28 protein-coding genes are annotated in these 25,235 nt (G+C 68.3%); 11 read left to right on the plus strand and 17 right to left on the minus strand.

From position 1 onward, the window contains the following. The first annotated feature begins 159 nt into the window (after positions 1-159). Positions 160-1,161, plus strand: coding sequence for a hypothetical protein (locus M1L36_RS09865; RefSeq protein WP_250873573.1), 1,002 nt, complete (start codon positions 160-162; stop codon positions 1,159-1,161). A 183-nt stretch (positions 1,162-1,344) separates the two neighbouring features. Here M1L36_RS09865 and M1L36_RS09870 read toward each other — a convergent pair whose 3' ends face one another. Continuing rightward, positions 1,345-1,827 carry a DUF5812 family protein gene (locus M1L36_RS09870; RefSeq protein WP_250873574.1) on the minus strand — a complete coding sequence of 161 codons (483 nt, stop codon included), beginning with the start codon at positions 1,825-1,827 and terminating at the stop codon, positions 1,345-1,347. 72 nt (positions 1,828-1,899) lie between these two features. After that, entirely contained in the window at positions 1,900-2,466 is a 567-nt protein-coding gene (locus M1L36_RS09875; protein ID WP_250873575.1) for a DUF8056 family protein, read from the minus strand. A gap of 68 nt (positions 2,467-2,534) precedes the next feature. Between M1L36_RS09875 and M1L36_RS09880 the strand changes: the two genes are divergently transcribed. From M1L36_RS09880 to M1L36_RS09890, 3 genes are all read left to right on the plus strand, one after another. Beyond that, entirely contained in the window at positions 2,535-3,836 is a 1,302-nt protein-coding gene (locus tag M1L36_RS09880) for a phosphoglucose isomerase-related protein (RefSeq protein WP_250873576.1), read from the plus strand. Between the two features lie 106 nt (positions 3,837-3,942). After that, the gene (locus M1L36_RS21575; protein WP_250873577.1) at positions 3,943-4,707 is read left to right on the plus strand and encodes a CPBP family intramembrane glutamic endopeptidase; all 765 of its coding nucleotides are present in this window, start codon (positions 3,943-3,945) and stop codon (positions 4,705-4,707) included. Positions 4,708-4,819: 112 nt separating this feature from the next. Beyond that, positions 4,820-4,960 carry a CopG family transcriptional regulator gene (locus M1L36_RS09890; protein ID WP_250873578.1) on the plus strand — a complete coding sequence of 47 codons (141 nt, stop codon included), beginning with the start codon at positions 4,820-4,822 and terminating at the stop codon, positions 4,958-4,960. Here M1L36_RS09890 and M1L36_RS09895 read toward each other — a convergent pair. Together M1L36_RS09895 and M1L36_RS09900 are read right to left on the minus strand one after the other, a co-directional pair. After that, positions 4,957-5,409, minus strand: coding sequence for an NOB1 family endonuclease (locus M1L36_RS09895; RefSeq protein WP_250873579.1), 453 nt, complete (start codon positions 5,407-5,409; stop codon positions 4,957-4,959). The genes M1L36_RS09890 and M1L36_RS09895 overlap by 4 nt on opposite strands. Further along, positions 5,410-5,649: a PRC-barrel domain-containing protein gene (locus tag M1L36_RS09900; protein WP_250873580.1), complete on the minus strand. Its 240-nt coding sequence runs from the start codon at positions 5,647-5,649 to the stop codon at positions 5,410-5,412. A gap of 127 nt (positions 5,650-5,776) precedes the next feature. Between M1L36_RS09900 and M1L36_RS09905 the strand changes: the two genes are divergently transcribed. The 4 genes from M1L36_RS09905 to M1L36_RS09920 all read left to right on the plus strand — a co-directional run bounded on the left by M1L36_RS09905 (position 5,777) and on the right by M1L36_RS09920 (position 9,785). After that, a complete protein-coding gene (locus M1L36_RS09905; protein WP_250873581.1) occupies positions 5,777-6,388 on the plus strand; it encodes a plastocyanin/azurin family copper-binding protein in 612 nt (203 codons plus the stop codon). Positions 6,389-6,518: 130 nt separating this feature from the next. Beyond that, positions 6,519-8,324 carry a translation initiation factor IF-2 gene (gene infB, locus M1L36_RS09910; RefSeq protein ID WP_250873582.1) on the plus strand — a complete coding sequence of 602 codons (1,806 nt, stop codon included), beginning with the start codon at positions 6,519-6,521 and terminating at the stop codon, positions 8,322-8,324. Between the two features lie 102 nt (positions 8,325-8,426). Beyond that, positions 8,427-8,657, plus strand: coding sequence for a DUF8015 family protein (locus tag M1L36_RS09915; protein ID WP_250873583.1), 231 nt, complete (start codon positions 8,427-8,429; stop codon positions 8,655-8,657). A gap of 183 nt (positions 8,658-8,840) precedes the next feature. Beyond that, positions 8,841-9,785 (plus strand): AEC family transporter, encoded by a 945-nt coding sequence (locus M1L36_RS09920; RefSeq protein WP_250873584.1) that lies wholly within the window; start codon positions 8,841-8,843, stop codon positions 9,783-9,785. Between the two features lie 91 nt (positions 9,786-9,876). On the opposite strand, the gene M1L36_RS09925 is transcribed toward M1L36_RS09920, so the two are convergent. The 4 genes from M1L36_RS09925 to pepF form a co-directional block, all read right to left on the minus strand. Beyond that, the gene (locus tag M1L36_RS09925) at positions 9,877-10,215 is read right to left on the minus strand and encodes a DUF5811 family protein (protein ID WP_250873585.1); all 339 of its coding nucleotides are present in this window, start codon (positions 10,213-10,215) and stop codon (positions 9,877-9,879) included. A gap of 52 nt (positions 10,216-10,267) precedes the next feature. Beyond that, the gene (locus M1L36_RS09930) at positions 10,268-10,735 is read right to left on the minus strand and encodes a pyruvoyl-dependent arginine decarboxylase (protein WP_250873586.1); all 468 of its coding nucleotides are present in this window, start codon (positions 10,733-10,735) and stop codon (positions 10,268-10,270) included. Positions 10,736-10,959: 224 nt separating this feature from the next. Beyond that, complete coding sequence (pan2, locus tag M1L36_RS09935; protein ID WP_250873587.1) at positions 10,960-12,183, minus strand: proteasome-activating nucleotidase Pan2; 1,224 nt, start codon at positions 12,181-12,183, stop codon at positions 10,960-10,962. Between the two features lie 81 nt (positions 12,184-12,264). Then, positions 12,265-14,061 carry an oligoendopeptidase F gene (gene pepF / locus M1L36_RS09940; RefSeq protein ID WP_250873588.1) on the minus strand — a complete coding sequence of 599 codons (1,797 nt, stop codon included), beginning with the start codon at positions 14,059-14,061 and terminating at the stop codon, positions 12,265-12,267. A 138-nt stretch (positions 14,062-14,199) separates the two neighbouring features. Here pepF and M1L36_RS09945 point away from each other — a divergent pair, with 138 nt between their 5' ends. Beyond that, positions 14,200-15,552, plus strand: coding sequence for a M28 family metallopeptidase (locus M1L36_RS09945; protein WP_250873589.1), 1,353 nt, complete (start codon positions 14,200-14,202; stop codon positions 15,550-15,552). A 9-nt stretch (positions 15,553-15,561) separates the two neighbouring features. Here M1L36_RS09945 and truA read toward each other — a convergent pair whose 3' ends face one another. The 6 genes from truA to M1L36_RS09975 all read right to left on the minus strand — a co-directional run bounded on the left by truA (position 15,562) and on the right by M1L36_RS09975 (position 20,703). Next, entirely contained in the window at positions 15,562-16,383 is an 822-nt protein-coding gene (truA, locus tag M1L36_RS09950) for a tRNA pseudouridine(38-40) synthase TruA (protein ID WP_250873590.1), read from the minus strand. 15 nt (positions 16,384-16,398) lie between these two features. Next, complete coding sequence (gene hisS / locus M1L36_RS09955; protein WP_250873591.1) at positions 16,399-17,703, minus strand: histidine--tRNA ligase; 1,305 nt, start codon at positions 17,701-17,703, stop codon at positions 16,399-16,401. Positions 17,704-17,920: 217 nt separating this feature from the next. Continuing rightward, a complete protein-coding gene (locus M1L36_RS09960; protein WP_250873592.1) occupies positions 17,921-18,265 on the minus strand; it encodes a DNA-binding protein in 345 nt (114 codons plus the stop codon). Between the two features lie 145 nt (positions 18,266-18,410). Further along, entirely contained in the window at positions 18,411-18,860 is a 450-nt protein-coding gene (locus M1L36_RS09965; RefSeq protein ID WP_250873593.1) for a 30S ribosomal protein S19e, read from the minus strand. Between the two features lie 116 nt (positions 18,861-18,976). Further along, a complete protein-coding gene (locus M1L36_RS09970; protein ID WP_250873594.1) occupies positions 18,977-19,645 on the minus strand; it encodes a LysE family translocator in 669 nt (222 codons plus the stop codon). A 41-nt stretch (positions 19,646-19,686) separates the two neighbouring features. Then, positions 19,687-20,703 carry a lysylphosphatidylglycerol synthase transmembrane domain-containing protein gene (locus M1L36_RS09975; RefSeq protein ID WP_250873595.1) on the minus strand — a complete coding sequence of 339 codons (1,017 nt, stop codon included), beginning with the start codon at positions 20,701-20,703 and terminating at the stop codon, positions 19,687-19,689. A 114-nt stretch (positions 20,704-20,817) separates the two neighbouring features. On the opposite strand from M1L36_RS09975, the gene thiL reads away from it, so the two are divergent. Continuing rightward, entirely contained in the window at positions 20,818-21,678 is an 861-nt protein-coding gene (gene thiL / locus M1L36_RS09980) for a thiamine-phosphate kinase (RefSeq protein WP_250873596.1), read from the plus strand. 37 nt (positions 21,679-21,715) lie between these two features. Here the strand turns inward: thiL and M1L36_RS09985 are convergent, their stop codons facing one another. The 3 genes from M1L36_RS09985 to M1L36_RS09995 form a co-directional block, all read right to left on the minus strand. Continuing rightward, on the minus strand, positions 21,716-22,819 hold the full coding sequence (locus tag M1L36_RS09985; protein WP_250873597.1) for a site-2 protease family protein: 1,104 nt from the start codon (positions 22,817-22,819) through the stop codon (positions 21,716-21,718). Between the two features lie 173 nt (positions 22,820-22,992). Beyond that, positions 22,993-23,235, minus strand: a complete 243-nt coding sequence (locus tag M1L36_RS09990) for a DUF7123 family protein (protein WP_250873598.1) — start codon at positions 23,233-23,235, stop codon at positions 22,993-22,995. Between the two features lie 272 nt (positions 23,236-23,507). Beyond that, positions 23,508-24,317, minus strand: a complete 810-nt coding sequence (locus M1L36_RS09995) for a molybdopterin synthase (protein ID WP_250873599.1) — start codon at positions 24,315-24,317, stop codon at positions 23,508-23,510. Between the two features lie 141 nt (positions 24,318-24,458). Here M1L36_RS09995 and pyrH point away from each other — a divergent pair, with 141 nt between their 5' ends. Further along, on the plus strand, positions 24,459-25,139 hold the full coding sequence (gene pyrH / locus M1L36_RS10000) for a UMP kinase (protein ID WP_250873600.1): 681 nt from the start codon (positions 24,459-24,461) through the stop codon (positions 25,137-25,139). Positions 25,140-25,235 lie beyond the last annotated feature (96 nt).

Consider the following 25,235-nt stretch of genomic DNA (forward strand, 5'->3'; position numbering starts at 1 on the left):
GTGGATAAATCGTTCGGCCCATTCTTTACATTCTTGATTCTTTTCCCGTCGTAATTCATGATTCGGAGAGTGTTTAGTTCATCATTTCGAGAATGTTTCCATACTAAGACCGTTTAATGCAAACATTTACGTGGGGTGCTTCCAGAGTTGGGGCTGGACATGGCACACGAACTGGTCGAACTTACCCCGCAACAACCTTCCCTCCCCATCGAGCCCGAACAGACCGACCTCATCGGCGAGGTGACGGCCGTGGAGCTCCCAGAGACCGTCCGCGAGTTCGTCGCGCAGTACGAGGAGGTGTTCACCGACCGCGACACCTTCCTCTGGAAGTGGATCCACAGTCTGTTCGACGCGTTCACGCTCTCGTCGGTCGACGACCGAGACGTTCACGACGTCAAGGAGATTAAGACGCTCTTTACGGTGTTCATCACCTCGCTGGACGACCTCATCGAGTCCCACGACGACCAGGAGACGTTCGACGAGGCACGGCGTGTGGTCCGGGACCCAGAGACGGTAGACGCCTCGCGCGACGGTGTCAACACCGAGGTCATCGAGTTCATCGACGACCTCTGGACGCACATCGACGAGCGTCTCCGTTCGTCCCCCCGATACGGCGAGTTCAAGGACATCTTCGAGTACGACCTCCGACAGGGGTTCAACGCGATGGAGTACACCCGACTCGTCAGCGACAACGCCCACATCGCCAACGCGACCGGTGCGCGAACGTACGACGCGCACAACATGGTGCTGTTCCCGTACACCGACATCGACCTCATGTTCTCGACCGGGTTCGCCCTCGAGGACCTCTCGGACCTCCGCGACCTCACGTGGGACCTCCAGAAGATGGCACGCATCGGCAACTGGGTGACGACCTGGGAGCGCGAACTCACCGAGGGCGACTACTCCGCGGGCGTCATCGTCCAGGCCATCCAGGACGACATCGTCGCCGCCGACGAACTCGACCCGGCGGGCGACCTCGAGGACGTCGCCGAGCGAATCAAGGAGTGCGGCGTCGAGGAGGCGTTCCTCGACGAGTGGTGCCAGCGCCACAAACGCGTCTGCGAACGTGAGTACGACATCGAGAGCGTCGACGTCGGCGCGTACATCGGCGGGATGGAGACCGTCATGGAGTACCACCTCGCCAGTCGCGGCATGAAGTAGCGCGGCGCGCCGGACGACGACTCACCACCAGTTCTGTGTCTTCACGCCGCCGAGCGGCGCGTCTCGCTCGCCGGTCGCGTCGGCCGACGGACTCGTTCGTCGAGCGCGGGTCCTCACCGTCTCCCGACCACCTGTGCGGACAGCGTTCGGAGAAACCGCCTGTAAAGGTGAGCTTACAACCCGCTACGGGAGGTAGCGGACGGCGACGACACCCGACTCTGCCCGGACTTCGACCCGGACGACCTCGTCCATCCGGGCCGCCCGCACCAGCGTCCCCTCGTCGTCGAGGACGTCGTCCACTGCCTCGTCTGTCCGGTCGTCGGGGACGGTGATGACGTGAATCTCGCCCTTGCCGGCGCGCTCCTCGCGAGTGATCTCACCTTCGTCCTGTGTCTCGCCGATGTCGCGTTCCCGAGCGGTCGGAGGTTCCGTGCTGCGTTCGACGCTGAGTGAACGTCGCGACTCGACCTCGACGACGACCCACGTCAGTTCCATCGGTGGTTCGGGCGCGAGTCGCGCATCGAGCACGTCGCCGGGTTCGACACCGGGGTTCTCGCCCAGTGTGTGGACCTGCCCGTCGTCGACGTTCTTCAACACCGCGCTGTCGTCCTCGGCGTGAGTGACGAGGAATCGCCCGGTCTTCTCGTCGGCGTCACGGTCGCTCATGGCGTCGGATAGCGCCTCGTACCTTTTCGTCGTGTCGTTCCGGTCTCGTGGGCGGTCGCCGCGGCGGCCGCGTCAGCGCAGTCGTCGGTGGGCGAGGTACATCGACAGCGCGACGAGCGCCGGTGGGACGGGACTCGCGACGCCCGGCAGGGCGTAGAGGACGCTCACGACGGGAGCGAGCGGTCCGGTCGGCTCCTCGCGTTGGACCGTCTCGCCGTCGAGTTCGAACGTCTCGGGGATTGAGACGACCGACGCGACGTACAGCGAGAGGACGAAGATGACGCCGAGCATCGCCATCGTCCGGTCGTACCGGACGTCACCCTTCCCGTGGCGGTGCTGGCGCGCGACGAACAGGACGGGTGCGACCAGTGGCGCGACGGCGAAGAAGCCGACGAGCACGAACAGCGAGCGGGAGAACGAGAACGTCCCCGCCCCCGCACCCGCGGTTCGGCCGACGAGAGTGACGACCGCCAGACCGAAGAAGACGCCGAGGAGGAGCGCCAACAGTCCCCCGACGACGACGTAGACGCGGAACAGTCGCGACTCGCTCTGCCGATAGGCGTAAGGGAACGCACTCAGCAGCCCCGAGTACGTCGCCGCCTCGCCGTCGTCGGACTGCTCTCGCGCCGTCTCGCTCATACGGGACCGACGAGCGGCCCGCGATTAACGATGCCGGATTTATATGCCGGGCCGGTGACGCTCAACCCATGTACGTCGACATCGGGAACGCGCTGTCGTCCGTCGCGACACCGGGCGTCTCGCGCGCGTCGCTGGAGCGACTGGACGAGCGGGTCGCCGCGGCCCACGAGCGCATCGAGCGAGGCATCGAGGACCGCGAGTTCGGCTACGCCGCGCTCGCGCTCCCGGAGGACACCGACGCCGACGCCATCGAGTCGGCGGTCGAACCGCTCGTCGAACTCGACGTCGACGCCGTCCTCACGGTCGGTATCGGGGGGAGCGCACTGGGCGCGGCCACCGTCTCGGGCGCGCTCGGTCCCGGTCGCGCCGGCACGTTCCACCTCGACAACGTCGACCCGCAGCGGACCGCCCGTCTGCTCGACGACCTGCCGCTGGCCGACACCGCCGTCCACGTCGTCTCCCGGTCGGGGACCACGGCGGAGACGCTCTCGAACTTCCTCGTCGTCCGCGAGGCCTACGAACGGGAGGGCGTCGACTGGACCGAGCGCACCGTCGTCACGACCGGTCCCGACGGGCCGCTGCGCGCGCTCTCCGAACAGGAGGGCCTCCCGGCGCTCGACGTGCCCGAGGGCGTCCCCGGCCGGTTCTCGGCGCTCTCGACGGTCGGTCTCGTCCCGGCGGCCATCCAGGGCCACGACGTCGCGGGGCTCCTCGCCGGGGGTCGGGCCGGTCGCGAATCGCTCGCCGGGAGCCTGTTCGACTGTCCCGCGTACGCCTACGGCGCGGTCTCGTACGCGCTCGAACAGCGCGGCGCGACCCAGCAGGTGTGTATGCCCTACGCCGAGGACCTGGAGTACTTCGCGGAGTGGTTCGCCCAACTGTGGGCCGAGTCCCTCGGGAAGGACGGTCTCGGCCAGACGCCCGTCCGGGCGCTCGGCGCGACCGACCAGCACTCCCAACTCCAACTGTACCGCGCCGGCCGCCACGACAAGCAGGTCACCTTCGTCCGCCCGCGCGACCGGCCGGACGTCCCCATCCCCGACACCGACGTCGAGGGGCTGTCGTACCTCGGTGGCTCGTCGCTGGGCGACCTGCTCGACGCGGAGTTCGAGGCGACCGAGGCGAGTCTCGCCGCCGCCGGACTCCCGAACGTCCGGGTCGAACTCGACGCGCTCGACGCCGAGAGCGTCGGCGAACTGTTGTACGGGTTCGAAGCCGCGTGCGTCCTCGTCGGCGAACTGATGGGCGTCGAGACGTTCACCCAACCGGCCGTCGAGTGGGGCAAACGCGCGGCCCGCGGCCTGCTCGGTGGCGGCGAGTTCGAGGAGGCCGACGCCGTCGCCGAGAAGGAGCGACTCCTCGTCGAGTGACGACGGTCATCGGGCGGCCGACCGGCGGGGGGACCGGTCGCGCAACACCTAACCGGCCGGTCGCCGAACTATCGGGCATGTTCGGAGCACCGTCAGGGGCGATACGGTGAGCGAGCGGTCGGCCAACGAACGCTCGGCGGGCGGGACGCGTGCGACCCTCGACACGCTGGTCGCCGCCGCCGCCCTCGCGTTCGGGGGGTACGCGATGGGGAACCTCGCGCTCATCCTCATCGCCAGCCTGGTCGAGGCCGTCGGCGTCTCCGTGTTCGGCAACCCGCTCCGTGCCCAGATCGTCGGCACCATCGCCATCCAGGGGGTCGCCTTCCTCGGCGGGTCGCTGGCGTTCCTCGCGGCCGCCGAGCGCTGGGACCTCCTCAGGGTCCGGGTGCCGTCGGCGCGCGACCTCGGTCTCGTCGTCGTCGGCTACCTCCTCCTGATGGGGTCGTTCTACGCGTTCACCGTCGTCTACGGCTACTTCGACGTCTCGCTCGCCGAGAGCGGCGTCATCGCCGCCGGTCGCGAGAACCCGACGCTCCTGTTGGTCCTCATCCCGCTGTCGGTGCTGCTGGTCGGTCCCGGCGAGGAACTGTTCTACCGAGGGGTCGTCCAGGGCTGGCTCCGCGAGTCGTTCGGTCCGGTCGGTGCCATCGTGGCGGCGAGCGTCCTGTTCGCCTCCATCCACGTCCCCGGCCTGGTCGGCTCGTCGGGACTCGCGGTCCTCGCGACGCTCGCCATCATCGGCTTCCTCGCGCTGTACCTCGGTGCGCTGTACGAGTACACCGGGAACCTCGTCGTCCCCGCGCTCGTCCACGGGTTGTACAACGCGACCCAGTTCGCTCTGGCGTACGTCCAGGCGACCGGCGGGGCCTGAACCTCACCGCTCGGTGCCGGCACTCGCCTCCGACAGAGGGTCGACCAGGTCCGACCCGTGACCGACAGTCGTCTGACCAGTCTTTATGAGAGAGTGTGTCGAATGATAGCATATGCAGGAGTACACCCTCCTCTGTGAAGACGGCCTGGCGAGAGACATCGACCGTCTCGCCCGCGAGTACGGGCTGACACAGGAGGCCGTCCTCCGCCAACTGGTGAGCGCCGGACTCGACAGTCTCGACGGGTTGGACTAACGCTTCCGTGTCAGTTCGCTGCCACACACCGGGCAGCGGTCGCGGTCGTCGTCGAACGTCCGACCACAGCCGACACACTGCCAGCGCCACTCGCATTCTTCGCTGATGCCGTCGCGGCCGACGGTCTCTGTCGGCACGTCGAGACGACTCGCGACGTTCTGCATCGCGTAGTCGTCGGTGACGAGCGTCGCGTCCAGTTCGAACGCGGCGGCGACGAGGTGGGTGTCGGTCTCGGAGAGTTCCCGTGCGTCGCCGGACTGTTCGGCGGCGTTCGTGACGGTCCGGACGGACTCGGGACTCGGCGCGTGGACCGCCATCCCGGCACCCTCCTCGGCGTCGAACCGGAGGCTCGACTCCTCGTTCAGTTCCTCGCGGACGCGGGGGACCGAGGCGGTCGGCCCCTCGACGTCGTGGCTCCGGATGAACGCCGACGAATCGAGGACGCGCATCTACCGGCGGATGACGATGTGGTCCTTGACGGCCTGGACGTTGCTGACCGGGACGAGGTAGCGCCCGAACTCGTTGGTCGTGAAGTTCACGTCCCGGACGCCCTCCTCGGGGTCGACGACGAGGTCGTGGAGTTCGCCCGTCTTCAGGTCCATCGTGATGTTGTAGAGCTGTCCCAGCGTGGCACCGTCCGAGCCGATGACGTCCTTCCCGGAGAGGTTCTCGGCGAGTAGCTCGGCCATACCACCCCTTCCGAAGCGCCCCCACATAAACGGTCGTGTCGTCGTCCGACGAGCGTCCGCCGTCCAGTGGCCCGTTTCTGGTCGGATTTGGGCGAACGTTGAAACGAGAGCCGGGAGTCGGAGGCGTATGGACAGACGAGTGTTCCTCCGACGCGCGGCGGTGCTCGGCGCGGTCGGTCTCGCCGGCTGTGCGAGCGACGACGACGAGACGACCGACACCCCCGGCGACGGCGGAGCCCAAGGGACGACCGAGGGCGACGGGACGATGGACGACCCCACCACGACGAGCGAGATGGGGACCGAAGGAACCGGGACGACCGAACCGACGACCGACGGGACCGCGACCGAGTCGATGGACGACGGAACCGAGACCTCGGAAGCGACGGCGGAACCGACCGCGGAGCAGACCGACGAGGCGACGACCGCACCCACCGAGAGCGAACCCCAGGAGTCGGTGACCGTCGCCGTCGGCGTCGACGGGAGGTCCCGCTTCGGCCCCGAGACGTTCACGCTCGCACAGGGCGGGACGGTCACCTGGGAGTGGAACCAGCCCGGACACAACGTCGTCCCCGACAGCCAGCCCAGCGGGGCGTCGTTCGAGGGCACACCCGGCGGCGAGTCGGAGACCTACGGCCCGGACTACAGCCACGAGGAGACGTTCGACACCGCCGGCGAGTACGAGTACGTCTGTAGCGTCCACGAGGAGTTCGGGATGGTCGGGTCGTTCACCGTCGAGTGACCGTCCCGGGTCGGTGTCGCCGACCCCACGGACGGCCTCGTTCGGGTGTGTCCCGTGTGGACGCGGCCCACCTCGCTTCTGAAAGACTTAACCGGAACGACCGGCAGTTTTCCACTAAGAGTTCTTCGCCATGTCAGATTCGGACACCACCATGGACGCGGGTGGCGGGTTGCGGACCCCCATCGTCGCCGTCCTCGGACACGTCGACCACGGGAAGACCAGTCTCCTGGACAAGGTACGTGGCTCCGCGGTCACCTCGGGGGAGGCCGGAGCCATCACACAGCACATCGGGGCGACCGCCGTCCCGCTGGAGACCATCTCGGACATCGCCGGGCGACTCGTCGACCCCGACGACTTCGACCTGCCGGGACTGCTGTTCATCGACACGCCGGGCCACCACTCGTTCTCCACGCTCCGCTCTCGCGGTGGCGCGCTCGCGGACATCGCCGTCCTCGTCGTCGACGTCAACGACGGGTTCCAGCCCCAGACGCTCGAGGCCATCGACATCCTGAAACGCACGCAGACGCCGTTCATCGTCGCCGCGAACAAGATCGACACGACGCCGGGGTGGAACCCCAACCCCGACACGCCCGTCCAGCAGACGCTCGCCGAGCAGTCCGACCGCGCCGAACAGCGTCTCAACGAGAGCCTCTACGAGATCATCGGCGAACTGTCGGACAACGGCTTCTCCGCGGACATGTACTGGCGCGTCCAGAACTTCCGGGGTAACATCGGCGTCGTCCCCGTCTCCGCAGAGACCGGCGAGGGCGTCCCCGACCTGCTCGCCGTGTTGATGGGTCTCTCCCAGCGCTACATGAAAGAGGACATGTCCATCGACACGGCGGGTGCGGGTGCCGGGACGGTCCTCGAAGTGAAAGAGGAGCGCGGGTTCGGGACGACGCTGGACGTCGTGCTGTACGACGGGTCGATTCGCACCGACGACACCATCGTCGTCGGTGGGAAGAACGACCCCATCGTCACCGACGTTCGAGCGCTGCTCCAACCGCGGCCGCTCGAGGAGATCCGCACCGAGAAGCGCTTCGAGAAGGTCGACGAGGTGACGGCCGCGGCCGGGGTGAAGATCGCCGCCCCCGACCTCGACGAGGCGCTCGCGGGCGCGCCGGTCCGGGTCGTCCGCGACCGCCCCGAAGAGGAGGTCGTCGAGGAGGTCAGACAGGAACTCGCGGACATCTCGGTCGACACCGCCGAGAACGGCGTCGTGGTCAAGGCCGACACGCTCGGGTCGCTCGAAGCCATCGCCAACGCGCTGGAGGAAGCCGAGATTCCCATCGTCCGCGCCGAGGTCGGGGACGTCGCCCCGCGCGACGTCGCCGTCGCCTCGACCGCCGAGGAGGTGACCGAGGAGGTCATCCTGGCGTTCAACGTCGACGTGCTCCCGGACGCCCGCCAGGAGGCCGGCGACCGGAACATCCGCCTGTTCGAGGACGACGTCATCTATCAGCTCATCGACGAGTACGAGGAGTTCGTCGACGAGATAGAGCGCGAACAGCAGTCGGCCATCATGGACAACATCCGTCGCCCCTGCCGGTTCCGTATCCTCGAAGACCACGTCTTCCGCCAGTCGAGTCCCGCCGTCGTCGGCGTCGAAGTGGCCTCGGGAACACTGCGGCGGAACACGCCCATCGTGAAGTTCCAGGGCAACGACCCGAAGCGCGTCGGGAACCTCAAAGCCATCCAGAGTCAGGGCGAGGACGTCGACGAGGCCCGAGCCGGCGAACGCGTCTCCGTCTCCATCGACGGCCCGACGGTCGGCCGGCAGATAGACGAAGGCGACGAACTGTGGACCGAACTCCCCGAGAAACACGCGAAGATTCTCGAACAGGAACTGAAAGAGGACATCCCCGGCGACGAACGCGAGGCGCTGTCGATGTACCTCGACAAGCGCCGGAAGGTCGACCCCTTCTGGGGCAAGTAGCTCCCGGCGACGAGCACCGGTTTCCCGACGGTGGCCACCCCACCGGCTTGCCACTGCCGGTAATTACTCTTAATTAGGTGGCCGGTGTAGCGCGGACACACCATGCCAGAGAGCGAAGCGTCGATGCGGCACGATCTCGTGCTCACAGCGATTCCACTGATGCTCGTCCTCGGGGCGGGCGCAGCGGTCGCCACGTCGTTGTCGCTTATCTTCGGTCTCGCCGGCGGCGGACTGCCGGCGAGCGGGATGGTCGGGTACGCGCTGTTCGTCGACCCGCCCGAGGGAGGGGCGTCGGAGTCGCCCGCAGTCGGCGACACTGCTGGCGACCGGTGACGAACCACAGTCCGTCACACGCCCGCGAGCGAGCGACGACGCGACCCGCAGGGAGCGCGCCGACACGGTGCCTCCCGTACTCACCCGGCGAGCGACGGCGACTCCCGACGCCCGCGAGGGACGTAGCCGGGTCCCGACGCGGATGACGGAACGTTTCTAACGCAGACCCCCGTCGGGTGAGTCGTGTCGCTGGTGTCGATCTTCGTGTCGGCCATCGCCCCGGTCGTCGCCATCGCGGCCGTCGGCTACCTACTCGGGCGGACTCGGGGGTTGGACGTCGGCGCGCTGAACACCGTCGTCGTCTACGTGTTCGCGCCCGCACTCGTCTTCCACAGCCTGCTCACCGCCGACATCGACCCCGAGACGGTCGCCCGTCTCGGACTCGCCGTCGTCGCGTTCGTCGGCGTGATGACCGTCCTCGCGGAGCTCGCGGTTCGCGCGGGCGGCGTCGACGAACCGCTCGCGAGCGCGACGGTGCTGACGGGGGTCTACCCCAACTCCGGAAACTACGGCATCCCGCTGTCGACGTTCGCCTTCGGCGGCGTCGGACAGTCGACGGCGGTGCTCTACCTCGCCGTCCAGAGCGTCCTCGTCTACACGCACGGCGTCTACGTCGCCGCACGCAGCGGCGGCAACGCGGGGCGAGGCGCGCTCGAACGCGTGTTCACCATCCCGCTGGTGTACGCCGTCGTCCTGGCACTCCTCGTCCGCGCACTCGGGGTCGGCCCGCCCGAGGGTGGGACGCTCCTGCAGACGCTCGACCTCGTCGGGAGCGCCGCCATCCCGCTGATGCTCGTCATCCTGGGGAGTGAACTCGTCGGGACGGACGTCCGGGGGGCGCTCGGCGTGCTGTCGCTGGCGACGGGGTTGAAACTGCTCGTCGCGCCACTGGTCGCTCTCGGCATCGCGCTGGCACTCGGCGTCTCGGGTACCGTCGGCGCGGTGTTCGTCCTGGAGTGTGCGACCCCGGCGGCGGTGACGCCGCTCATCTTGCTCGTGGAGTTCGGTGACGTCGACGCCGACGTCGCGGGGGAGTTCGCCAGTTCGGTCGTCCTCGTCTCGACGCTACTGAGCGTCGTGACGGTGACCGTCCTCGTCTCGCTGCTGCAGAACGGCGTCGTACTCTGAAGACGGTGCTGTGCGGTCGACGTCGGAACGGGTCGAGTTGGGACGAGTCACGACGGGACGAGTCGAGTCGGTCGGGTGGTGTGTGCGCGAGTCAGCCGGCGGTCGGGGAGACGTCGTTGACGGCCAGTTTCACCTGCATCGCGGCACCCGCCGCGAGTTCGGTCGCGAGACCGTCGCGTTCCTCGTCCGTCGCGTCGGCGGCGATGCCCGCTCGAATCGGGTCGCCGATGGGCGGTTGGACGGAGACGGTCCCTTGCGGGCCTTCGAGACCGGCCTGGAGGTTCGACCCGACGACGAACTCGTCGGTGAGGAGCGCGCGGGTCCGGGCGGCCACCCCTTCGGTCTCCGTCCGGAGTCGCTCGATGGTCTCCGGGTCCGGCGCGTCCGCTGTGTCTGGCTGCTGGTTCGCGTACGGTGCGTTTCCGTACATTCGCAAGGGAAGACGCGGAGCGGGGTATTAAAGCGTGTGGGGTTGGGTCCGCTCAGAGCAACGGCGAACTCCGACCGTACACCGCCAACACGAGCGCCGTCGTGTGTCCCGACTCGGGGGCCGCCCCGACGACCTCACAGCCCTCGTCGACGAACGCCCAGTCCCGAAGCTCCATGCCGGTGTGCAGTCCCGCCCGGACCTCCTCGCGGACCGCGTCTCGGTCGCGACCCGACGCCTCGTAGAACAGGCCCTTGCCGTCGGCCGTCGTCGCCCACGCGAGTCCCGCCGCCGCCGGCCCCTCTTCGACCGTCGCCCGGCCCTCGACGACGGTGAGACGCTCGCCGACCGGGCCGAGGTCGGGGGCGGTCCCGACGCGCTCGACGTGTGCGTCGCTCGGGATGACCGACGACACCGACACGAGGTTGTAGTTCTCGACGCCAGCGTCGGCGAGCGCCGCGTCGTACGACGACATCTCCGTCGGTGCGCTCGCGGTGCCCCAGACGACCCGAATCGTTCCCATCGGCCGTGCTAGCGCGAGCGCGAGGTAACGCCTTTCGCATCGCGAGAGCTACGCGATTGAGGCACACGGTTGGCGGGAGTGGAGCCGTCGCTGTGCGGTGCGGAAGAAGACAGTACACTGTACCGCGAGCGACTGAGCGTAGCGAGAGAGCGAGCGGCCTTTTTCGTCCAGGGTTTTGCGTCGAACGGTGCGCGAAGCGCGCCCGAGGCGGAAAACGGTGGGTGCTATTGGAACGCGATAGAGGGGCCGCTCCCGTCGTCGCCACCGACGTCGATCTTCTCGTGGGCGGCCTCGAAGTCCGCCATCTCGACGGTCGTGCGGTCGTCGCGGATGGCGAACATCCCGGCTTCGGTCGCCAGACTGGCGATCTCCGCGCCGCTGAACCCGTCGGCCAACTCGGCGACGGCTTCGAGGTCGAGGTCGTCCGCCAGTGGCATCGACTCGGTGTGGATGTCGAGGATGCGCTTGCGCCCCTCCAGTTCGGGGACGGGCACCTCGATGAGACGGTCGAAACGACCGGGCCGGAGGATGGCGCGGTCGAGCATGTCGAAGCGGTTGGTGGCGGCGATGATTCGAATCTCGCCGCGCTCGTCGAAGCCGTCCATCTCCGAGAGGAGCTGCATCATGGTGCGCTGGACCTCGGCGTCGCCGGAGGTCTTCGAGTCCGTGCGCTTCGAGGCGATGGCGTCGATCTCGTCGATGAAGATGACGGCGGGTTCGCGCTCGCTCGCGAGTTCGAACAGGTCGCGGACGAGGCGTGCGCCCTCGCCGATGAACTTCTGGACGAGTTCGGAGCCGGCCATCTTGATGAACGTCGCGTCGGTCTCGTTGGCGACGGCCTTCGCGAGCATCGTCTTCCCCGTGCCGGGCGGCCCGTACAGCAGGACGCCCGCGGGCGGTTCGACGCCGACGGTCTCGAACTGCTCGGGGTCGAGCAGCGGTTGTTCGACGGCCTCACGGACCTCGAGGATCTGCTCGTCGAGACCACCGATGTCCTCGTAGGTCACCTCGGGGCTGGCGTCGACCTCCATCGCCTGGGCGCGGGCGTCGGTCTCCGTGCTGAGCACCGACTGGATGGCGAAGGAGTCGTTGATGGCGACGCGGTCGCCGGCTTCGACCTCCTCCTGGATGCGCGGGACGGTCTCGGTGAGGACCTCCTGGTTGTTGCCGTGCTGTTTGAGGACGACCTCGTCGTCGGTGACCTCCTCGACCGTCGCGATGTACCGAGCGGCGCTCTTCAGCGTCTCGTTCTCGCGCTGGAGCGAGTCGACGTCCTCGCCGAGGGACTCCTGTTTCGCGCGGGCGGCGTCGATCTGATCGGTGAGTTTCTCGTTGACGTCGACGAGGCGAGCGTAGTGTTCGCGCAGCGCGTCCAGCCGCTCGGACGGCGACATCTCCGGATCGAGTTCGAGCGTTGGCCGATCCGGCAACGAGGGGCTGCGTGACATGTGGGTACCCACGATACGAGTCTGAGCTAAAAGTGACTTTGGGTAGCCGACGGTTTCAGCCGTCAGCCGCGCCGAGAGCTATCAGTCGAGCACGAGGTCTCGCATCTCGTCGACGAACTCGCGGTAGGTGTCGATGGCGGACTCGACGGGGTGGGGCGTCGCCATGTCGACCCCCGCGATGCGGAGCAGGTCGAGGGGGTACTCGCGGGACCCCGAAGCGAGGAAGTTGCGGTACTCCTCGGCGGCGACCTCCCCGTCCTCGCGGATGCGGTCGACGACGGCGACGGCCGCGGAGATACCCGTCGAGTACTGGTAGACGTAGAACGCGCGGTAGAAGTGCGGGATACGCATCCACTCGCGGGCGATGGCGTCGTCGACCTCGGCGGGTTCGTAGTACGTCTCCTTGAGGTCACCGTACAGTTCGTCGAGCACGTCCGGCGTGAGCGCCTGCCCCTCCTCCGCCATCTCGTGGGCGCGGTGTTCGAACTCGGCGAACATCGTCTGGCGGAACAGCGTCGAGCGGAACCGTTCGAGGTACTCGTCGAGGACGTGGCGGCGGAACTGCTCGTCCTCGACGGTCTCCAGTAGGTGGTGGGTCAACAGCGTCTCGTTGACCGTGCTGGCGACCTCCGCCACGAATATCTCGTAGCTGGAGTAGATGTAGGGCTGTTCGTCACTGGAGCGGTCGGAGTGCAGCGAGTGACCGAGTTCGTGGGCCAGCGTGAACATCGAGGCGATGTCGTCCTGGTAGTTCATCAGGATGAACGGCTGGCTGTCGTAGGTGCCACCCGAGTACGCCCCGGCGCGCTTGCCGGTGTTCTCGTAGACGTCGACCCAGCGCGATTCGAGACCCTCTTCGAGGCGACGCTGGTACTCCTCGCCCAGCGGCGCGACGGCCTCGACGATGTACTCCTTGGCCTCCTCGTAGCTCACGTCGGGGCTCTCGCTCTCGACGATGGGCGCGTAGAGGTCCCACATCTGCAGTTCGTCGACGCCCAGCGCCTCGCGCTTCAACTCGGCGTGGTCGTGGAGCACGTCGAGGTTCTCGTTGACCGTGTCGACGAGCGTGTCGTACACCTCGACGGGGATGTTCGGGCCGTCGAGCGCCGCCTCGCGGGCGGTCTCGTAGTTCCGCGCCTCGGCGAGTTTGATGTCGGCTTTGACGCTGTTCTTGAACGACGACCCGACCGCGTTGCGCACCGACGCCCACTCCTCGTAGAACGACTCGTGGACGCGCTGGCGGAACTCGCGGTCCTGGCTCTTCAGGTGCTTCGTGAAGTTCGACTGGGTGACCTCGACCTCCTCGCCGTCCGGTCCCTCGACGCTCGGGAACTCCATGTCGGCGTTCGACAGCATCGAGTACACTTCGCCGGCCGCCCCCGTGACCTCGCTCAGTTCGGCGAGTAGGTTCTCGACCTCCGCCGAGCGCGTGTGGGGTTTCATCCGTAGCACGTCGTCGAAGTAGTGGTCGTACTTCTCCAGCGCGGACTCCTCGGCGACGAACTCGTCGATGGTGTCACGCGAGACGCTCTGGAGTTCCGGTTCGAGGAAACTGCCCGCCGAAGACGCACTGGCGTACAGCGACTGGGCGCGCGCCTGGAACGCCTGGTACTCCTGGTCGCGCGTGTCCTCGTCGCTCCGCATGCTGGCGTAGGAGTAGACGTTCGAGACGAGTCGCATCGTCTCTTCGTACTGTTCGAGCGTCGCGAGCAGCGTCGCCGCGTCCGCCGTCGCCTCCCCTTCGTAGGCCGCGAGCGCCTCGACCTCCTCCTCGGCGGCTTCGTAGGCGGCCTCCCAGGACTCGTCGTCGTCGTAGAGGTCCGCGAGGTTCCACTTGTACTCCTCCTCGATATCTCCCCGTTCGGGAACCGAACTCATGGCTGAGGCTTGCTGGCACGGGTGTTAACGCCGTCGGTTCACCGCGCTGTCACTCGCTTTTCGACCGTCCTGGGAGGACACCGCGCTCCGCTCGACGCGGGCGCACAGAGTTTTCTCCTCCACCCGTGAACGCGAGCCATGGACGACGACACCGCCGCCGCGCTCGGACGGGCGTGGCGCGACGACACCCCCTGGCAGTTCCTCACCAGACTCACCGAACTCGGCGACCGGATGGGCGGCCACACCGGCGAGCGTCGGGCCGCGGACCTCGTCGCCGAGGCGTTCGAGACCGTCGGTGCAGACCCCGCTATCGAATCGTTCGAGATGACCCGGTGGACGCGCGGCGACGCCGAACTCGCGATTCGAACCGAACGCGACGGCGACCCCGTCGAGCGGTCGTTCGAGACCATCGCGCTACCGTACTCGGCTGCCGGCGACGTGACGGGACCGCTCGTCGACGTGGGCTACGGCACCCCCGACGAGATAGACGACGTGGGCGAGGAGTTGGCCGGTGGTATCGCGCTCGCGAGCACCGACACGCCCCCGGAGAAGGGTCGGTTCGTCCACCGGATGGAGAAGTTCGGCCACGCCGCCGCTGCGGGCGCACAGGCGTTCGTCTTCGCCAACCACGTCCCCGGACAGCTCCCGCCGACCGGTTCCCTCAGATTCGACGCCCAGGCCGCGATGCCCGGCGTCGGCGTCTCGACGGAGACCGGCGACTGGCTTCGGGAGTACGCCGCGATGGGCGCGGAGGCGACCGTCCGCGTCAGTGCCGAGACCGACCGGGCCGAGAGCCACAACGTCGTCGGGACGCTCGGTCCCGACACCGACGAGGAGGTCGTAGTGGTCGCCCACCTCGACGCCCACGACATCGCCGAGGGCGCGACGGACAACGGCTGTGGCATCACGGCGGTGGTCACGGCCGCTCGTCTGATGGCCGATATGGAGCTCGACTGCCGGGTCCGACTCGCCGGCGTGGGCTGTGAGGAACTCGGGTTGATGGGCGCGGAGGCGCTCGCGGACTCGCTCGACCTCGACCGGGTGAAGGCCGTCGTCAACGTCGACGGCGCGGGCCGCGCCCGGAACCTCAGGGCGTACGTCCACGGCCACGACGGGATTCGAGCGCTCGCTCGACGCGTCGTCGAGGAGGAGGCGGGCCAACCGCTCGCCGTGACCGACGAACCGCACCCCTACAGCGACCACTGGCCGTTCGTCCGGTCGGGCGTCCCCGCACTGCAACTCCACAGCCAACCACCCGAGGGTGCGGAACGCGGTCGCGGGTGGGGCCACACCCACGCCGACACGCGCGACAAGGTGGAGGTGAGAGACGTCCGCGAACACGCGATGCTGACCGCGTTGCTGGTGACGGACCTCGCCGCCAGCGACCCGCTGGAGCGCATCGCTCCCGAGACGCTGGCCGACCAACTCAGAGACGCGGACTTCGAACGCGGGATGCGCGCCGCGGAGCTGTGGCCCGCAGACTGGGACTGACGCGCGCGATCAGTCCGAATCGCTGTCCCCGACGCCGTCACGAACCGACCGCGCGACCCGTGCGCTCGTCTCGCGCTCGACGCGTCTCGTCTCGAACACCTCGCGTGCGCTCTCGGCGGCCCGGTCGTCGCGCTCGAATGTGACGTCAGGGTACTCGACGTCGGTCAGAACCAGCGGTTCGGGAGCGGCCGCGCCGATGCCATCGCCGCCGCCCAGTTCTTCGGTGGAGAGGACGCGCTCGACGAACGCGAGGTCCCGGTCGCCCCGTGCCAGTTCGCCCAGGAGCGTCGCCAGTCGCCTGACGAACGACCGAGGGAACCCGTCGGAACGTGCGGTGACGACGAGGAACGGGCCGTCGACTGCCAGCGAGGCGTCGAGCGTCCGTTCGGTGCCGTCGGTGTCCGGCGTGAGGTTGTGGAAGTCGTGACTCCCGGCGAGCGTGCCGAGCGCTTCGCGTGCGTGGTCGGCGTCCGCGTCGGGAGCGTAGAGGTGGTAGGTGTACTCGCGGGCGACGGCGTCGTGGGTCGCGTGGAACGCGTCGGGAACGGGCGCGCTCGCCCACGCCCGTACGTCCGCCGGGAGTTCGCTGTTGAGCGCCCGCGGCGTGAGCCAGTCGGGACAGTCGAGGGCGACGGTCTGGGCGAGCGCCGAGACGCCGCGGTCGGTCCGCCCGGCGGCGGCGTACCCCTCCGGTCGCCAGCGGTCGCGGTCGTAGACGTCGAGGCGCGCCAGCGCGTCGAACAGCGTCCCCTCCACGGTCGGTGCGGTCGGCTGACGCTGGAAGCCGTAGAACGCGGTGCCGTCGTAGGCGAGTCGGAAGGCGCGTTTCATCGCTGACGAGGCGACTCAGGCGAAGTCGTCGTAGGTCGGGCGGTCGGCCGCGTCGAGGAACGAGTCGAAGGGGGCGGTCGTCTCCTCGCCGCTGTCCATCTCCTTGACCGTCACCTCGCCGTTCTCCAGGTCGCGCTCGCCGACGACGATAACCGTCTCGGCGTTGACGCCGTCGGCGTAGCCCAACTGCGAGCCGAACCCGCGGTCGGCGACGTCCGTCTCCACGACGTACCCACGCGAGCGGAGTTCGCGAACGACCGTCCCGGCCTCGCTGCGGGTGTCGCCGACCGTCAGGACGTAGTAGTCCGTCGACAGCGCCTCCTCGGGCCAGACGCCCGCACGCTGGAGCAAGAGCGGGAGCGTCGAGTTCATGACGCCGAGGGCGACGCCGACGGCGGGCGTCGGCTGCCCGCCGAAGTCCTCGATGAGGTCGTCGTAGCGCCCGCCGCCGAACACAGACCGGCCGACCTCGCCGGTCGTGTCGAAGCACTCGAAGACGACACCCGTGTAGTAGTCCAGGCCGCGCGCGGTGTCGAGCGCGACGGTGCAGTACTCGCGCGCGCCGAAGTCCTCGGCCGCCTCCAGGACCGCGTCGAGGTTCCCGACGGCCTCGCGGACGCGGTCGGTGCCCGCGAACTCGACGAGTTCTTGCCTGTCGTCGGCGTCGAGCAGGTCGTCGAACTGCCGGGCCTCGTCGTAGGTCAGGCCGGCGTCCTCCAGGAGTCCGTAGTACTCCGCCGGTTCGACCTTCTCGCGTTTGTCGACCGCTCGGATGGCGGCCTCGGTGTCGACGTCGCGGTCGAACGACTCCAGGAGGCCGCCGAGGATGTCGCGGTGGGAGACCTTGAAGTCGAAGTCCTCGCTCGTGAGCCCGAGTTCGACGAGCGCGTCGGCGGCGAACGCCAGCACCTCGGCGTCGGCTTCGGGGGCCGAGGAGCCGAAGACGTCGACGTTCGTCTGGTAGAACTCGCGGAATCGGCCCTGCTGGACCTGCTCGTAGCGCCAGAACGGGCGCGTCGAGCGCCACTTGATGGGTTTCGACAGCTCCTGACCCTTCGCGACGACCATCCGAGCGACCGTCGGCGTCAACTCGGGGGTCATCGTGACGTGGCGGCCGCCCTTGTCCTCGAAGGCGTACAGTTCGTCGACGATGTCGTCGCCGCTCTTGTCGGTCCACAGCTCGGCGTGTTCGAGTGCCGGCGTCGCTATCTCGCGAAAGCCGTAGCGCGCGGCCACCGACTCGACCGTGTCGATGGTCTCGCGGTGTGGCGACATCTCGGCGGGGTAGAAGTCACGGAACCCCTTGATGCGCTCGTACATACTCGCATCTCAGGCGAGACGTACTTGAAGGGACTGATAGCGTGGTTCGTGTGCGTGGTCAGAGTGTGTGGTTCGAATGCGTGGTTCGAACGAGCGATAGCGAGTGAGAACCACGGAGACGCGGGGGGCACCGCGACCCGTGAGGCACTGACCTCACGGTCGTCGTGGGTGGTGTCGAGTCGGAGGTCGAGAGACGAGAGAGAACGAGTGCGCTCGTTCAGCGCCGCGAGATGTTGAAGCTCTGCTTGTCGGGCGTCATCTCGCGGAGCAGCTCCTTCATCTGCTCCTCGTCGATCTGGTTCTGGACGCGGCCGGACTGGGCGAGCGCGACGAGTTGCTGTTCGATCTGCTCGCCGCGTTCGGGTTTCGACATCTTCACTGTGTTGAGCCGTTTGCGCGCCCCGTCGGTGAGGTACTGGCGCAGGACGGCCTTCTTCTGAGCCTCGGCCTGCTCGCGCTGGGCCTGCATGGCCTCCTCGTCGGCCTCGCCGCCGCCCTGTTGCTCTTTGAGCTGTTCCATCTTCTTGCGTCGAAGCTCCTCCAGGTCTTCCTCGTCGGGCATACCCACCCGTTGGGGAGTCCGAAACAAAACCGTGACGCCATCCCGGACGGTTCACGGGGGCGTCCGCGACCCGGACGTGGCGAGTCGAGGGCGGCGCGGTCGCTGGGCGGCGGCGAAAATCGAAGGATGTCGTGGAGTGGAACGCTTACGCGTAGCGTTCGAGTTCCGGACGGTCGAGGTCCTCGAGGACCTCGCTCGCGGTGCTGTCGAGCAGTGCACGACCCTCGCCGGAGACACGACGGCCCTCGCCCTCGGCGACCTCGACGTAGCCCGCGTCCTCGAGCTGCTGGAGGATGGTGCGGATGATCTTCCCCGAGGCGTCGGTCTTCCGGTCCGGGCGGACGCGGTAGCGCGTCGACCCCTTCTTCGAGCCGCCGTAGCGGGTGCGGAGGCGCTCGACGCCGACGGGCTGGTCCTTGGCGATGGTTCGGAGGACGCTCGCGGCGCGAACGTTCCAGAAGTCCTCCTGCTCGGGGGGAAGCTCTCGCGAGACGCCAGTCTTCGAGTACGCGGCCCATTCCGGCTCCTCCAGGTCGAGTTCCGCGGCGACGGCCTCGATGAGGGCGTCGACCGGGACGTCGTAGAACGTCGTCATTACCCCAACACTCCCTCGCGCGCCGTTTAAGGGCATCGATGGTTCGCGGGCGTGGTAGACGATGGCGTGGAGGGTGCCACGAGGTGGACGTTCCGGTGTGGCCCGGTGCCCGTGACTCAGTTCGGTGGCGTCGAGGACCCGCCCAACGCGTCCTCGGACAGCGTCAGCAGACCGAACGCGACGAGAACGACCCCACTGGCGCGTTCGAGCGCTCGTTCGTGGCCGACGAGTCGGTCGGCAACCGAGTCCGCGCCGACGGCGACCACGCCGAGATACACCACCGTGAGCAGCGCGTAGGTCCCCCCGAGCGCGGCCAGTCCGACCGGGTCGCCGCTCGGGACGAACTGCGGGAGGAACGCCAGGAAGAACAGCGCAACCTTCGGGTTGAGGACGTTGACGAGCAGACCGCGACCGTAGCCTCCCGTGGCGGTCGAGTCGGTCGCGCCGGACGTGTCGGTCGAGTCGGTGGCGTCGGTGGCCGCACCGAACCCACCGTCGTCGCCGCCCGTCAGCGCACGCACGCCGAGGACGAGCAGGTAGGCCGCGCCGAGGTACTTCACCACCAGGTACGCCGTCGGGACGGTCCGCAACAGCGCCGCGAGACCGAGGACCACGACCGCCGTGTGGACGAGGACGCCCGTCGCGACTCCGCAGGCGGCCCGGAACCCCGTCGCGCGACCGTCGCCGACGCCACGGGAGAGGACGTAGACCGTGTCGGGGCCCGGCGCGAGTATCAGTGCGAGCGCGGCCGGCACGAACGCGACGAGCGTCTCGACGGCGACCATCGACCACGAGTCGGCAGGGAACGGTCAAAAACGCTCGGGGGTCACTTGCGGTTCAGCCCGAAGGCGATGGCTCCCACCCCTCCGAGCACCGTGGGCAGCCAGTAGGTGACCGAACGGTGGATGATGACGGCGGCGGCGGCCGTCGGCGCGGTGACGCTCGTCGTCGGGACGAGCAGCGTGATGAGGACGGCCTCGATACCGCCCAGACCGCCCGGAAGTGGCGTCACCGACGCGATAGAGGCGATGGGGACGATGAGCAACGCCGCGGCCAGCGGGACGCGGGCGTCGAGGGCGTACAGCGACAGCCAGAGCGACGTCGACAGCGCCAGCCACCCGATGGTGGCGAACCCCAGCGCGAGCACGAGTTGGCGACGGTCGGTCGCGACGCGCTCGATAGCGTGGAAGAACCCGTCGACGCGCACGCGAATCGACTGCTCGGTTGGGGCCTGTCGGTTCGGGAGGAGACGATAGACGCCGCTGGCGAGCGTCGTGAGCGACCGTGCGAGCGTGTCTTCGACGACGTCTCGACGCCGCCAGACGGCGTAGCCGACCAGTGGGATGAGGACGGCGAGCGCGGCGACGGCCACCCCCGCGACCTGTAACTGCCGGCCGAGCGTCGCGGTCGCGGCGTAGTACCCCAGGCCGACCGCAGCGAGCGACAGCGAGGGGAACAGGTTGAGCGCGTCGACGCTGGCGATGGCCGCCAGGCCCGTCTCGTAGCGACTCTCGGTCGCATCGGAGATGAGAAAGGCGGTTATCGGTTCGCCGCCGGCCTGCCCGAACGGGGTGACGTTGTTCGCGAAGACGGCCGTGGTGTAGATGGAGATGGCCTTCAGCGTCGAGATGGGTATCCCGATGACGCCGAGGACGACCCGTAGCGACAGTCCCCACGCCGTCAGCCAAGCCAGCGAGACCACGGGGAGCAAGGCGAGGATGGCCGGGTCCGCCATCTGGACGGCGGCGAGCGTCTCGTCGACGCCGACGAAGACCAGGAGGACGGCGAGGACGCCCAGCGCCGCGAGGAAGCCGGCGACCGTGGCGCGTACGTTGACGTCCATACCTCGGTTCGTGAGCGTGGATAGCATCAAACCACCGAAGCGAGTCGAAACGCCCGACTGCGCGGAGCCGTATCGAACCACAACCGGTTTTCACCCACTGGCCGACACGGGGGTATGGACGAACGGGCCGCGCTCGCGCTCATCGGTGGGTCACTCCCCACGGCGGGCGACGACGCCGCCGTCGTGGACGACCTCGTCGTGACGACGGACATGCTCCACGAGACGACCGACTTCCCCGACGGAACGACCCGCCGTACCGCCGGGTGGCGCGCGGTCGGGGCGTCGCTGTCGGACGTGGCCGCGATGGGCGCGGACGCACGCTGTGCGGTCGCGGTGTACGCCGCGCCGCGCTTCGAAGAAGCCGACCTCCGGGCGTTCCTCGACGGTGCGCGCGAAGTCTGTGAGACCGTCGGCGCGGAGTACGTCGGTGGCGACCTCGACGACCACGAGGAGTTCACCGTCGCGACGACGGCCATCGGCCGCACCGACGACCCCGTGCCGCGCTCGGGGGCGACCCCCGGCGAGGCGGTCTGCGTGACGGGGACGCTCGGTCGCTCCGCGGCCGCCGTCCGCCTGTTCCCCGAGGCCCCCGACCGTGCGAACGACCTGTTCCGGTTCGAACCACGCGTCGCCGCCGGGCGTGCACTCGCGGCCCACGCGGGCGCGATGATGGACTCCAGCGACGGTCTCGCGCGCTCGCTCCACCAACTGGCCGAGGCGAGCGACTGCGGGTTCGCCGTCGACGCCGAGACCCTCCCCGTCGACGTCGCCGTCGACGACGTCGCCGCGGACGCCGCCGACCGTCGCGAACTCGCCGTCCACTACGGCGAGGACTTCGAACTCGTGTTCACCACGGACGACCCCGCGGCCGCCCGTGCTGCCTCCCCCACGCCCGTGACGGTGCTCGGCGAGGTGACGGAGTCGGGCGTGGAGATGGACGGCGAACCGCTCGCCGACCGCGGCTACACCCACTGAGTCGGTTACCGACGTCCGCGAGCGACGGTCCAGCGAGTCACATCGCGACGAACGTGAACGGTACGGGGGTGAAACAGAGCAGACCGAGGACGAACGTGAACACGCCGACGAGCATCCGCCCGCGTCCGAGTTCGTCGTCGACGACCGGCGACGCCGGGCCGGCGTACGCGAGCGCGATGGCGACCATCCCCCAGAAGAACCAGAGCGTGATGGCCTGGAGCGCTTCCTCCTGGACGAAGAACAGGTAGCCACCGAGACCGAACAGTCCCGCCGGGACGAGCGCGCCGACGGTCTCCTGGCGTTCGCCCAGCATCGCCCGGACGAGGTGGCCGCCGTCGAGCTGTCCGACGGGCAGCAGGTTGAGGAACGTCACGAACATCCCGACCCAGCCACCGACGACGACGGGGTTGACGCGCGCGCCGGGGGGGTTCAGGTCCGCGCCCGTCAGCGCCGCGATGAACTGGATGAGCGGCGGGTAGTTCAGCGTCTCTATCGAGTACACCGGTCCGGCGGCGACCGGTTCGAGCTGCAGACCGACGGCCGTGACGACCATCGCGGCGAGCAACCCCGCGAGCGGACCGGCGACGCCGATGTCGAACAGCGCCTTGCGGTCGGGGATACGGCCTTTCATCTTGATGACCGCGCCCATCGTCCCGAAGATGGTCGGGACGGGGATGAAGTACGGTAGCGTCGCGTTCACGTCGTGGTAGCGGCTCATCACGTAGTGACCGAGTTCGTGGATGCCGAGCACGCCCAGAACGGCGGCGGCGAACGGCCAGGTCTGGAGCAACGAGAGCGGGTCGTCGAGGCTCACCGTCGCGCCGTACCACTCGATACCCGCGAACAGCGTCGTCAGCACCGTCAGCAGGGCGAAGACGACGTTCGTCCACGGAATACCGTCGACGCCCGTCGTGTGAGGTTCGGCGACCAGCACGTGCTCGCCGGTCCGCACTTCGAGGGTGACCTCGTAGCCCGCTTCGCGGAACAGCGGCCAGACGTGCCGTTCGAGGACGTCCGGGGAGACGATGGGGTCGCCGAAGTAGAGGAGGCGGTCGCCTTCGCGACGCATCTCGTAGACCCGAAAGACCGACCGGAGTGCGTAGACGGGGGGACCGTCCGGTGGTCCCTGGTGCTCCTCCATCGCTGGTCACTAACGGTGGCTGTCGGGATAAACTTCCTGCCGCCCGCGAAAATCGGGGGTCGACGGTGTCGTCGAGCGTGTGCGAGGAGGGCGAGCGGGGACCAGGGGGCCGTCGTCCAGGGGGGACGTGTCGGAACCGGAACCTGTGAGGGGAGGGGGACGGAGTCAGTCGCTCACGCGACGGCGACGCGCCACGTCGTCGCGCTCGTGTACGACCACTTCTCGATCTCGAGGTCCGTCGCGCTGTCACGGAGTTTGACCATCAGCGCGCCGATCTCCTTCGGCGAGAGACCGACGTCCTCGGAGATGAACTTCCCTTTGAAGTACATCTCTCCTTGCTCGGCCTGTGCACGCAGGTACGAGCGGAGTCGGTCTTCTTTGCTTTCGGTCTGGGGGGAGGGTGCTGTTGCGCTCATGTCTGACCTCACCCATCGCTTGCTCTGCAGGGAGCATATAACGGCGAGAACCTTAGCACGTATTCACTTCATTTTGCGCCTAAAACGTGATTCGAAGACCTTTCACGAGTGCCTGAAAGAGTCTTAGACGTTTTAAAAGGCTCTCCAAGATTTTCTTTTCTTATCTTGGGTATAGGAATTATTGGGTCGGCTATCGACCGTCCCGAGGCGTTAATTGCCGCTTGTCGCCGTAATGGACCGGTTATTTTCGCCGATAATCGACCGAATCTCCATCAGGACCGGTCGTGGACCCAGAACTCCTCGTCGGTGGTGACCTCCTTCTTGAAGATGGGCACTTCGGCCTTGAGGCGGTCGATGCCGTCCGACACCGTGCGGAACGCCTCCCCTCGGTGGCCCGCGAGCACGACCACGAAGACGATGTCCTCCCCGTCGGGGATGACGCCCGAGCGGTGGTGCATCCGGACCTCGAGGACGCCGTCTCGCTCCTCCAGTTCGCGGGAGATGGTCGCCATCCGTTCTTCGGCGACGCCCTCGTACATCTCGAACTCCAGCAGTTCGGTGCGCGCGTCGTCGGCGGCGTCTTTCGCCCGGACGCGACCGGTGAACGTCGCGATTGCCCCCGACCGGTCGGCGTCGGGCGAGCGTTTGACCGCCGCGACGAGCGACGCCAGGGTCTCGTGGGGTTCGGTCGCGTCGACGGCAGCGGCGAGGTCGTCGAGGTCGGCCGTCTCGGCGTCGACGGTCGCCACCACGCGGTCGGTCGTCGCAGGGGCGTCTCCCGCGACGACGGTCGGGAGTCGGGCGTCCGGGAAGCCGTCTGCCAGCAGGTAGTCGTAGTCGGGTGCGCAGTCGTCGACCACCTCCCCCAGCGTGCGTTCGTGGCCGAGGGCGGTCCACCCGTCGCCGAGGCCGTAGGTGACGTCCGCACCTTCACCGCCGAACGTGACGCTCTCCTCGAACCCGGGGGCGGGTGCGAGCGGGAGGTTCGAGACGGTGGCGACGCGACCCTCGACGGCGAGGCGACCGACGAGTCGTTCGACGAGCGCCGTCGAGTCGGGCCCGACGACGGAGATAGCGTACATGGTTTGAACACGCTCGCGCGTCGGTATGAGGTTTGCTGCGGAGCGCCGCGGAGCACCGCGAAGTGCAGCGACGTGTCACCGACCCACTCGTCCGTCCGCCCTTGGCAACTCTTAAACGCCGCACAGAGTTACCCGGAGTCAATGAGAGCAGTGGTTTCTGTGGGCGGGAGCGTCCTCGCGCCGGGGCTCGACAGCGGGCGGGTCGCGGCGTACGCGGACGTCATCGAATCGCTCCTCGACGAAGGGGTCGAACTGGGACTCGTCGTCGGCGGCGGCGGTGTCGCCCGCGACTACATCGAGACGGCCCGCGAACTCGGGGCCAACGAGATGGCGCTCGACCAACTGGGTATCGGCGTCACGCGACTGAACGCGCGTCTCCTCATCGCCGCGCTCGGTGAGCAGGCCGCCCCGACGCCCCCCGAGGCGTACGAGGACGCCCACGTCGCGTTCCACCGCGGCGACGTCCCCGTCATGGGCGGGATGATTCCGGGCCAGACGACCGACGCGGTCAGCGCCGCACTCGCCGAGACGGTCGGGGCGGACCTGCTCGTGTTCGCGACCAGCGTCGACGGCGTCTACTCCGCGGACCCCAGCGAGAACCCCGACGCCGAGAAGTACGACGAAATCGCGACCGAGGAACTGGTCGACATCATCGGCGACATCGAGATGACCGCCGGGTCGAACGCGCCCATCGACCTGCTCGGCGCGAAGATCGTCCAGCGCTCGAACACCCGCACGCTCGTCCTCGACGGCGAGGACCCCCGGACCGTCTACCGCGCTATCGCCGAGGGCGAGCACGACGGGACGGAGGTCGTGCCGTGAGCTCCGGGGCCGACGAGTCAGCAGAGCAGGCCGACGCGTTCGACGCCGACCCGCTCACCTCGGGGCGCGACGAGCGCGAGGAGCCGAGCGAGGGCC

Origin of the sequence: Halomarina rubra (assembly GCF_023699475.1) — an archaeon.
In the GTDB taxonomy this organism is placed as follows: domain Archaea; phylum Halobacteriota; class Halobacteria; order Halobacteriales; family Haloarculaceae; genus Halomarina; species Halomarina rubra.

Excerpts from the sequence above, each read along its gene's own strand:
- M1L36_RS09865 (WP_250873573.1), top strand. The coding sequence starts at position 160 with ATGGCACACGAACTGGTCGAACTTACCCCGCAACAACCTTCCCTCCCC.
- M1L36_RS09870 (WP_250873574.1), bottom strand. The coding sequence starts at position 1,827 with ATGAGCGACCGTGACGCCGACGAGAAGACCGGGCGATTCCTCGTCACT.
- M1L36_RS09875 (WP_250873575.1), bottom strand. The coding sequence starts at position 2,466 with ATGAGCGAGACGGCGCGAGAGCAGTCCGACGACGGCGAGGCGGCGACG.
- M1L36_RS09880 (WP_250873576.1), top strand. The coding sequence starts at position 2,535 with ATGTACGTCGACATCGGGAACGCGCTGTCGTCCGTCGCGACACCGGGC.
- M1L36_RS09890 (WP_250873578.1), top strand. The coding sequence starts at position 4,820 with ATGCAGGAGTACACCCTCCTCTGTGAAGACGGCCTGGCGAGAGACATC.
- M1L36_RS09895 (WP_250873579.1), bottom strand. The coding sequence starts at position 5,409 with ATGCGCGTCCTCGATTCGTCGGCGTTCATCCGGAGCCACGACGTCGAG.
- M1L36_RS09900 (WP_250873580.1), bottom strand. The coding sequence starts at position 5,649 with ATGGCCGAGCTACTCGCCGAGAACCTCTCCGGGAAGGACGTCATCGGC.
- M1L36_RS09905 (WP_250873581.1), top strand. The coding sequence starts at position 5,777 with ATGGACAGACGAGTGTTCCTCCGACGCGCGGCGGTGCTCGGCGCGGTC.
- infB (WP_250873582.1), top strand. The coding sequence starts at position 6,519 with ATGTCAGATTCGGACACCACCATGGACGCGGGTGGCGGGTTGCGGACC.
- M1L36_RS09915 (WP_250873583.1), top strand. The coding sequence starts at position 8,427 with ATGCCAGAGAGCGAAGCGTCGATGCGGCACGATCTCGTGCTCACAGCG.
- M1L36_RS09925 (WP_250873585.1), bottom strand. The coding sequence starts at position 10,215 with ATGTACGGAAACGCACCGTACGCGAACCAGCAGCCAGACACAGCGGAC.
- M1L36_RS09930 (WP_250873586.1), bottom strand. The coding sequence starts at position 10,735 with ATGGGAACGATTCGGGTCGTCTGGGGCACCGCGAGCGCACCGACGGAG.
- pan2 (WP_250873587.1), bottom strand. The coding sequence starts at position 12,183 with ATGTCACGCAGCCCCTCGTTGCCGGATCGGCCAACGCTCGAACTCGAT.
- pepF (WP_250873588.1), bottom strand. The coding sequence starts at position 14,061 with ATGAGTTCGGTTCCCGAACGGGGAGATATCGAGGAGGAGTACAAGTGG.
- M1L36_RS09945 (WP_250873589.1), top strand. The coding sequence starts at position 14,200 with ATGGACGACGACACCGCCGCCGCGCTCGGACGGGCGTGGCGCGACGAC.
- truA (WP_250873590.1), bottom strand. The coding sequence starts at position 16,383 with ATGAAACGCGCCTTCCGACTCGCCTACGACGGCACCGCGTTCTACGGC.
- hisS (WP_250873591.1), bottom strand. The coding sequence starts at position 17,703 with ATGTACGAGCGCATCAAGGGGTTCCGTGACTTCTACCCCGCCGAGATG.
- M1L36_RS09960 (WP_250873592.1), bottom strand. The coding sequence starts at position 18,265 with ATGCCCGACGAGGAAGACCTGGAGGAGCTTCGACGCAAGAAGATGGAA.
- M1L36_RS09965 (WP_250873593.1), bottom strand. The coding sequence starts at position 18,860 with ATGACGACGTTCTACGACGTCCCGGTCGACGCCCTCATCGAGGCCGTC.
- M1L36_RS09970 (WP_250873594.1), bottom strand. The coding sequence starts at position 19,645 with ATGGTCGCCGTCGAGACGCTCGTCGCGTTCGTGCCGGCCGCGCTCGCA.
- M1L36_RS09975 (WP_250873595.1), bottom strand. The coding sequence starts at position 20,703 with ATGGACGTCAACGTACGCGCCACGGTCGCCGGCTTCCTCGCGGCGCTG.
- thiL (WP_250873596.1), top strand. The coding sequence starts at position 20,818 with ATGGACGAACGGGCCGCGCTCGCGCTCATCGGTGGGTCACTCCCCACG.
- M1L36_RS09985 (WP_250873597.1), bottom strand. The coding sequence starts at position 22,819 with ATGGAGGAGCACCAGGGACCACCGGACGGTCCCCCCGTCTACGCACTC.
- M1L36_RS09990 (WP_250873598.1), bottom strand. The coding sequence starts at position 23,235 with ATGAGCGCAACAGCACCCTCCCCCCAGACCGAAAGCAAAGAAGACCGA.
- M1L36_RS09995 (WP_250873599.1), bottom strand. The coding sequence starts at position 24,317 with ATGTACGCTATCTCCGTCGTCGGGCCCGACTCGACGGCGCTCGTCGAA.
- pyrH (WP_250873600.1), top strand. The coding sequence starts at position 24,459 with ATGAGAGCAGTGGTTTCTGTGGGCGGGAGCGTCCTCGCGCCGGGGCTC.